At 70.6% G+C, this 7,336-nt stretch carries 8 protein-coding genes; 5 read left to right on the top strand and 3 right to left on the bottom strand.

Features of this window, described 5'->3' with window-relative positions; all coding sequences use genetic code 11:
* Nucleotides 1–341: 341 nt before the first annotated feature.
* Nucleotides 342–782 carry a DUF4304 domain-containing protein gene (locus tag HGK34_RS16100; protein ID WP_244666836.1) on the top strand — a complete coding sequence of 147 codons (441 nt, stop codon included), beginning with the start codon at nucleotides 342–344 and terminating at the stop codon, nucleotides 780–782.
* A gap of 128 nt (nucleotides 783–910) precedes the next feature.
* Nucleotides 911–1,480, top strand: coding sequence for a GNAT family N-acetyltransferase (locus tag HGK34_RS16095; RefSeq protein WP_201849264.1), 570 nt, complete (start codon nucleotides 911–913; stop codon nucleotides 1,478–1,480).
* A gap of 102 nt (nucleotides 1,481–1,582) precedes the next feature.
* Here the strand turns inward: HGK34_RS16095 and HGK34_RS16090 are convergent, their stop codons facing one another.
* Together HGK34_RS16090 and HGK34_RS16085 are read right to left on the bottom strand one after the other, a co-directional pair.
* Complete coding sequence (locus HGK34_RS16090) at nucleotides 1,583–1,936, bottom strand: VOC family protein (RefSeq protein WP_201849263.1); 354 nt, start codon at nucleotides 1,934–1,936, stop codon at nucleotides 1,583–1,585.
* Between the two features lie 46 nt (nucleotides 1,937–1,982).
* Entirely contained in the window at nucleotides 1,983–2,867 is an 885-nt protein-coding gene (locus HGK34_RS16085; RefSeq protein ID WP_201849262.1) for a sigma-70 family RNA polymerase sigma factor, read from the bottom strand.
* A gap of 191 nt (nucleotides 2,868–3,058) precedes the next feature.
* Here HGK34_RS16085 and HGK34_RS16080 point away from each other — a divergent pair, with 191 nt between their 5' ends.
* Nucleotides 3,059–3,532, top strand: coding sequence for a carboxymuconolactone decarboxylase family protein (locus tag HGK34_RS16080; RefSeq protein ID WP_201849261.1), 474 nt, complete (start codon nucleotides 3,059–3,061; stop codon nucleotides 3,530–3,532).
* A gap of 134 nt (nucleotides 3,533–3,666) precedes the next feature.
* On the opposite strand, the gene HGK34_RS16075 is transcribed toward HGK34_RS16080, so the two are convergent.
* Complete coding sequence (locus tag HGK34_RS16075) at nucleotides 3,667–5,103, bottom strand: family 43 glycosylhydrolase (RefSeq protein WP_201849260.1); 1,437 nt, start codon at nucleotides 5,101–5,103, stop codon at nucleotides 3,667–3,669.
* Nucleotides 5,104–5,342: 239 nt separating this feature from the next.
* Here HGK34_RS16075 and HGK34_RS16070 point away from each other — a divergent pair, with 239 nt between their 5' ends.
* Nucleotides 5,343–6,185 carry an NAD-dependent protein deacetylase gene (locus HGK34_RS16070; protein WP_201849273.1) on the top strand — a complete coding sequence of 281 codons (843 nt, stop codon included), beginning with the start codon at nucleotides 5,343–5,345 and terminating at the stop codon, nucleotides 6,183–6,185.
* A 115-nt stretch (nucleotides 6,186–6,300) separates the two neighbouring features.
* The gene (locus HGK34_RS16065; protein ID WP_201849259.1) at nucleotides 6,301–7,308 is read left to right on the top strand and encodes a transglutaminase-like domain-containing protein; all 1,008 of its coding nucleotides are present in this window, start codon (nucleotides 6,301–6,303) and stop codon (nucleotides 7,306–7,308) included.
* The last annotated feature ends 28 nt before the right edge of the window (nucleotides 7,309–7,336 follow it).

Below are 7,336 nucleotides of genomic sequence, written 5' to 3'. Positions count from 1 at the left end.
CACGGCCGCGATCACGAGCTTCCTGGTGGACATGAGCGAGCATCCGCCCACCGGCCATTCCCATGTCCCGCGACACGCTATACCGATGACCCGAGACACCCCATTCCGATGTCCTGAGACCACACACCACCGCTACCGCACCCGCAGTACGATCCGAGCCCCTGACCAGCGGAGACGCCGGTCAGGGGCTCGTGGTTTTCGGGCTTGATCCCAGAAAGGTCCCGTGGAACCGCCTGTCACCCGGGTGGACGCGGTCAGCGAGTACGCATGGTGAAGGCCAGGTTGCCGGCAGAGAGCCGGCTCGGGGAGCCTCCTTGGGCCTTCGCTACGGTTGGCCCGTGATGTCGGCACAGGAGCGCTTCCGTACCGTCGTCCGGGATCGGATCGCCCCTGGCCTGCGGGCGATGGGCATGCGGGGGTCCGGCCGGCTCTATTCGCTGCCGAGCGACGTCTGCTGGGCGCAGTTCGGCATTCAGCGCGCCACGTGGAGCGACCGGGACGCGGTTCACTTCACGGCCAACCTCAGTGTCGTGGGCCGGGAGGACTGGACAAGAGCGCACGAGGACGGTCCCGCGCCCCGGACCAAGCCGTCGCCCAACGTCTACTCGCTCCACCCGTTCCGCTTCCAGGAGAGGATCGGCCCCGTCGCCGGCCGCACCGATCACTGGTGGCAGCTCTCGGCGGACGGCAGGGACGAGGACCTCACGTGCGATGACTTCTTGCACGTCGTCGGAGACTTCGCCGTGCCCGCGATGCTCCGCGAGATCAGGTCGCGAGCGTGACGTCCTGGGCTCGCGCCGCTGCCCGCGCCGGCGGGGCCGGCCGGTGGAGACACATGGCCGCCTCCGGCAACGGCCCTTCGTGGTGATGCCGACCTGCCCCGCGTCGACGCGCCGGGCAGGATGTGATCATGAGCGCCCCGTTGGAGGTCCCCCGCCTGAGCGTGGGCGAGAGGTTCGTGCTCCGTGCCTGGGAACTTACGGATCTGCCTCTCGTCGAGGAGGCGTCACGGGACGAGTACATCCCGCTGATCTCCACCGTTCCGTCGCCGTACTCACGGGTGGCGGGTGAGGCCTTCGTCCGGCGCCAGTGGGGCCGCGTGTCGGCGGGCAGCGGCTATCCGTTCGTCATCGCCCGGGCCGAGGACCAGCACCCGGTCGGCGCGATCGGTCTCTGGCTGAGAGACCTGGACGAGGGGCGGGCATGGATCGGCTACTGGCTCGCGCCGTCGGGCCGTGGCCACGGTGCGGCGACGGAATCTCTGCGGGTGGTCGCCCGCTGGGCCGTGGAGGATCTCCACATCCCCCGCCTCCAGCTGTGCGTCGAGCCCTGGAACGTGGCGTCGCAGCGCACGGCCGAACGCGCGGGCTTCCAGCGGGAGGGTCTGCTGCGCGGCTGGCAACAGGTGGGCGCGGAACGCCGGGACATGCTGCTGTACGCGATGCTCGACGTCGACCTGCCCCCTGCGGAGGCCGGCTGAGCCGCTCGCCCGGGAGGTCCGCTCGGTCAGGACACTCGTCGTGCGTTCCAGCGGTTCAGGGTGCCTGCGCTGCCTCGCGGGCGGAGCGGCAACCGCGCCCGGTCAGGCAGGCTGCCACAGCTCGACCCGGTTGCCCTCGGGATCGGTGACCCAGCCGAACCGGCCGACTCCTTCCATGTCCTGCGTCTTCTCGGCGACGTTCGCCCCCTTGGCACGCAGCTGCGCGAGCATCGCGTCCAGGTCCCGGACACGGAAGTTGAGCATGGCCTGCTGGTCGAGGGAGCCGAAGTAGTCGGTCTCGGACTCGAACGCCGCGAACACCGTCGCGCCCGCCTCCTGATGCCACAAGCCGTTGTCGTCGGCGTCCAGCCCCAGGCAGTCGCGGTACCACGCGCTCAGGGCCCCCGGGTCGGAAGCTCGCAGGAAGTAGCCGCCAATTCCGTGTACACGCTCCATGCCGCCATCCTGCCAGCGCTGCGGCGGAGCGGTCGGGCGCGGCGCGTCACGCGTCGAGCAACGTCAGCTCCAGCCCTCGGATCGCGTCCGGATCGGTGTACGTGTCTAGCCCGGTGATCCGCCCGTCCTGGATCGTGAAGACCATGACGCTCGCCGGGCGGCCGACGCTGCCGCCGATGGCACCGATCTGCCCGCCCACCCGGACGAGGTGCCCGCTCTCCGCCATGGCGGAGAAGGTGATGGCGCGGCCTGCGATGGTGGAGGCGCCCCGGATGAGGTCGTTCACGCCGCTCCCGTGGATGCGGAGGGTGATGCCGGGGTCCAGGAGAGCCACGAGGGCGTCGAAGTCTCCGTCCCGGGCGGCAGAGGTGAAGGCGTCGACCACGCGGCGCTGCGCGGTCAGCTCGGGGCTCGGCGCTTCCGGGTTGCCGCGCACCCGGCGTCGGGCACGGCTGGCCAGCTGCCGGGCGGCGGCCGGGGAACGGTCCACGATCTTCGCGACCTGATCGAAGGGGACACCGAACAGGTCGTGCAGCACGAACGCCAGACGCTCGGCCGGATCGAGCGTCTCCAGGACCACCAGGAGCGCCAGCCCGACGGAGTCCGCCATGAGCGCTGCGGCCTCGGGGTCGGCAGCGGCCGGTGGGGCCGGGAGGTCGGCGGAGGCCTCGGGGATCGGCTGCTCCCGCTTCGCCTTGCGCGACCGCAACTGGTCCAGGCATACCCGCCCCACCACGGTGGTCAGCCAGCCGCTCAGGTTCTGGATCTCGGCCGAGTCCGTGGCGGCCAGCCGGAACCACGCCTCCTGCACCGCGTCCTCAGCTTCCGCGGTCGAGCCGAGCATCCGGTAGGCGACCGCCACCAGACGCGGACGGTCGTCCTCGAACCGGTGCGCGAGCCACCGGTCCACGTCGTTGACCTCGTCGTGCATGACTCTCTCCTTCAGTCCCGTGCCGCCCGTGTGCCGTCACCCGGCCTGCACTCATGACGGTTCGCCACGCGCGATTGTGACCCGAACCCGCGACGCAGGTCGGAGAGTGACGCCCGCCACACCCGGTCACATCGCCCCCACGGCATCCGTCATGACAGCGAACCCCGAACACGAGAACGAAGGACACCGCCATGGAACCGCGCTTCAACTTCTACGCCAGCCCCCTCACCGCGAAGATCGTCAAGCACCTCAACTCGGCGGCCAAGGCCACCGAGACCGCCGGCCTCGCCCCCGAGATCCCGAACCTGGTGCTGCTGCGGGCCAGCCAGATCAACGGCTGCGGCTTCTGCACGGACATGCACTACAAGGACGCGGTCCACGCGGGCGAGGACCCGGTCCGGCTCAACCTGGTCGCCGCCTGGCACGAGGCCACGACGTTCACCGACGCCGAGCGTGCCGCGCTCGCACTGACCGAGGAGGGCACACGTATCGCCGACGCCCGGACCGGCGTCGACGACGACGTGTGGGAGTTCGCCCGCAAGCAGTTCTCGGACGACGAGCTCGCGGGCCTCATCTCTTTGATCGCCGTCATCAACGCCTACAACAGGCTCAACGTCCTGGCCGGCACCCCGGCCGGAAGCTACCGGCCGGGTCAGTTCGCCTGACGGCAACGGGCGCCCCGCCGCCCCCGGTCCAGGCCTCACCTGCGCCCGGGCCCCTGACCCCTGCCCCCTGGACCCGGGTCCCGGGGTCAGGAGCCGGAGCCCGCGGCGTGGGCCCCGGGCCCGGACCGGCACGGTCAGTACACGGTCGGCCAGCCGCCGTCGTAGGTGAGCAGGTTGATCCCGAGCTGTGCCACGCCGTCGTCCCGGTAGTAGTGGTAGAAGAGCGCGTCGGAGTCCGGCAGCACCGTCTGGTGCCCCGGCCCGTGGACGGAGCCGTGGCTTGCCAGGATCTCGGTCCCGCCGCCGTCCATCATCGACGTCCCCGCCCGGTCCACGTAGGGTCCCGTGATCGACGTCGAACGCCCGACCATGACTCGGTACGTGGAGTCGGCACCCCGGCAGCACAGGTCGAACGACACGAACAGGTAGTAGTAGCCGTCCCGGTAGTGGATCGTCGGGGCCTCGATCGCGCCGCCCCCACGGCTCGCGATGCCGTGGAACGCCGAGCCGGACCGCATGCCGGTGGACGGGTCGAGCCGGATCAGCTTGACGCCCGACCAGAACGAGCCGAAGCTCATCCACCAGTTGCCGCTCCGGTCCTCTGTCACGGCCGGATCGATGGCGTTGAAGTCGTCCCCGGCGCCGGACTCGATCACCACACCCTGGTTGGTCCAGGTCCCCGATGCCCCGGTGGGGCTCGTCGCGAGGAAGATCGCGGACGTGTTGGACCCGAAGGACGACGCCGAGTACCAGAGGTAGTACTGCCCGTTCGCGTACCTGAGCTCCGGCGCCCACAGGTTGCGGTCCCCGCCGGTGTACTCGTCGGCCCACGGGGTGCCGCCGGGGAACGCGGAGCCGACGTCGGTCCACCTGGTGCGGTCGCCCGACGTCTTGAGCCCGACGCCGTTCGCCGTGAAGGCCAGCAGATACTCGCCGTCGGGCTTCTTCAGCACCTCGGGGTCGTGGGCGAACGTGTCGCCCGTGACCGTGCCGGGCTGCGGGTACGTGGCGCCGACACCGTCCACCGCGACGAGCTGCCACTGCTGGTTCGCAGCGTTCGTGTCGTCGTACTGGGAGATGCGAGCGCCGTCGGCGGTGGACCACTCCCACAGGTCCAGCGCCTTGCCGCTGTTGCGGTTGACGAGCTGGATGTTGCCGGACACGTCCTGGACCGCGAACTCCTGGTTGGGGTTGCCCAGGTCGGCCCACTGGTCGACGGTTGCGCCGTTGTCGAGCGAGTGCTCGTAGATCTCCGCCACGAGGCCACTGCACCGGTTCACGAGGCGGTAGTAGCCGCCCCCGGAGTCGAGGAATCGCCACTGCTGGGCACAGGTGTCGTTGCGGGTGAACTGGGTGACCTCCGCGCCCTGCGCGGACGAGCCGTCGGCGATCTCCATCGCCTTGCCGCTGTGCTGGTTGACCAGGACGTACCAGGTCCCGGTGTCGATGGTGGCGGCCGACGCCGGCCCGGCGGCAGGGACCGCGAGGTGAGCCAGGGCGAGCACCGTCACGGCGAGCAGGGTGAACGCCGCCCGCGGACCTCGCCGTGCGAGAACCCGTGTCGGTTCCATACGGACCTCCTCCTTGAGGTTGCGGCGCCCGGCACTGGACGCCACAGGCCAGTTTTCATCGATGTAGAACGCCTCGTCAAGGCCCTGACCTCCTCAGGCGCGCACACTGCCCGGGCCCCACCCGACACCGGTCCACCCTCTCGGCGGCGGCGCACGGCCACGACGGGATCTCTTAGGCTCGTGACGTGCAGCCCGTCTCGCGCCCCACCACCTGGCACCCCGAGCCCGTCGACGTCGCACTGACCACTGTCGACGACGCCGTGCGCGTGCTGGCCGGGAACCGGATCGCAGCCCTGACCGGGGCCGGGATCTCCACGGACTCCGGCATTCCCGACTACCGTGGACCAGGCTCCCCTCCGCGCAACCCCATGACCTACCAGCAGTTCATCGGCGACGAGGACTTCCGCAGACACTACTGGGCCCGCAACCACGTGGGATGGCGGCACATGCACCGCACCGAGCCCAACGCCGGGCACCACGCGCTCGCGGACCTCGAAGAACGAGGCCTGCTGTCCGGGACGATCACCCAGAACGTCGACCTCCTGCACCAGGAGGCCGGCTCCCGCAACGTCATCGACCTGCACGGACGCTATGACCGGGTGATCTGCCTGTCCTGCTCCCTGGTGGTGCCGCGCGCCGCTCTCGCCGAGCGCCTCGACGCACTCAACCCGGGCTTCGCGGAATCGGTCGGCGCGGTGGGTGACATCGAGATCGCCCCCGACGCCGATGCCGTCATCTCCGCCACGGCTCACTTCCGCCCGGCGGCCTGCGACTCCTGCGGCGGCGTGCTGAAGCCTGAGATCGTCTACTTCGGCGAGAACGTGCCACGCGACCGCGTCGACGCCGCCTACTCCATGGTGGACGATGCCGACGCGCTGCTCGTCGCCGGATCTTCCCTGACCGTGATGAGCGGACTGCGCTTCGTGAAGCGCGCGGCGCGCGACGGCAAACCCGTGGTCATCGTCAACCGCGGCGCGACCCGCGGCGACGTGTACGCCATGGTGAAGGTCGACGACGGTACCAGCACGGTGCTCCCGGAACTTGCGAAGCGCCTGCCCGCGCCGGCCGCGACCCCACGCTGACATCGCGCGCCATCCAGGTCCAGGTCTGTCGTCCGCAATTTATCTGGAAAATCGGGCAAATTTCCTGCTAGCGTCGTCGCACCGCATTCTCGAAGGAAGAGGAAGGGACGACGACGTGCCTGCTCCGAGCCTCGGCGACTGGGCGACCCACAGTCCGTACAGCGACCCCGGGCCGCACACCGACCTGCTGACCGCCATCGCGCCCGAGCCACCCGCCGCGCATACGGCGGCCTGCGCCACCGTGGTCCACTACCGGAACCTGCCCGACGGGATCGGTCCGGAACAGTGGCACGACATCGACCATCGCTGGCTGTCGGCCATCCTCGACACCGCCACCCGGCGCGCCACGGGCCCGCTCGACACCCCACGCGAACCGCGGCAGCAGGTGGCCGGCTGCTGCCGGGACCACACGCTGTTCGCACTGGGTGTGCTCCGCAGCCACGGCGTGCCGGCACGGTCACGCATCGGGTTCGCCCGGTACTTCGAGCCGGGCTCCGGCGCGGACCACGTGGTCGTCGAGCACTGGGACGGGAGCCGGTGGGTTCGCTGGGATCCGGAGCTGGCCCCGGGCGACGAGTGGGACTTCGACCCGTACGACATGCCCGCGACCGCCACCCATGACCCGGTGTCCGACCTCGACCAGCCGTTCGTCACCGCGGCACAGGCCTGGCTCGCGATCCGCGCGGGCGTCGCCGACCCGGCGAAGTTCGGTGTAGCGGGCGTTCCGGAGCTCTCCGGCCACGACTTCGTGCGGCGCTACGTGCTGCTGGAGGTCGCCCACCGGCACCGCGACGAACTGCTGCTGTGGGACATGTGGGGGCCGATCATCGGGACACTCCCCGATGCCGTTCCGGAGGCCGTTGCCGGGAAGCGGGCCGCCGCCGCGGCCGGCCTGCCCGGACTCGACGTGTCGTCGGAGGAGTTCGACGCCCTGACCGACGAGCTCGCGCACCTTCTGGTCGCCGCGGACGCCGGGGACGACATCGCCGCCGAGCAGCTCGCGGAGCTCTACGAGGGGGACCACCGCCTGCACCCCGACACACGTGTGGGCACCTTCTCCCCCTCCGAGCGCGGCGGCATCACGGACCTGGCCACCCGAACCACTGCCTGGCGGCCGCTGTGAACCCCTGACCCGGGCCGCAGCCGGCCGG

Source organism: Myceligenerans indicum, from assembly GCF_016742955.1.
GTDB lineage: Bacteria > Actinomycetota > Actinomycetes > Actinomycetales > Cellulomonadaceae > Myceligenerans > Myceligenerans indicum.
Note: the sequence above shows the minus strand (reverse complement) of the source record. Positions and strands in the feature narration are given on the sequence as shown.